Source organism: Staphylococcus sp. EG-SA-2 (assembly GCF_017152085.1).
Map to the genome: position 1 here is coordinate 1 of NZ_JACYHC010000029.1, position 576 is coordinate 576.

Here is a 576-nt window from a genome sequence, read left to right on the forward strand (position 1 = left end):
GGGAGTGGGACAGAAATGATAAAGAGCCACTAATGATTTATTATGTAGTGGTTCTTACACATTAGCCACAGCTAATGTGTACTTAAAAATAGGAATACATGAGTAAAACTCATGCATAAGAAATACTAATTTCTATAGAAAAAGTATTTCTTTATCGTCGTCCCACCCCAACTTACATTGTCTGTAGAAATTGGGAATCCAATTTCTCTTTGTTAGGGCCCCGCCAACTTGCACATTATTGTAAGCTGATTTTTCGTCAGCTTCTGTGTTGGGGCCCACACCCCAACTCGCATTGCCTGTAGAATTTCATTTCGAAATTCTCTGTGTTGGGGCCCCTGACTAGAATCGAAAAAAGCTTGTTACAAGCGCATTTTCGTTCAGTCAACTACTGCCAATATAACTTTGTAGAGCATATTACATTGATTTACATCGTCCCTTTTATTTATTCTTTTCAAATACTATCCCCATAGCTTTGATTTAACGCTTTTTCTCAATAACAAAACGAATATAGTAGAACATGAAAACGATAATCATGCTGAGCGATAAAGATTTAAATAATAGATTGACCCACGTTCC

The 576-nt window shown here is 36.6% G+C and carries 1 pseudogene; it reads right to left on the reverse strand.

Annotation, left to right across the window (positions count from 1 at the left end):
* Nucleotides 1-477: 477 nt before the first annotated feature.
* Nucleotides 478-576 (reverse strand): annotated as a pseudogene (locus IDG60_RS21590) (hypothetical protein); the annotation flags it as partial.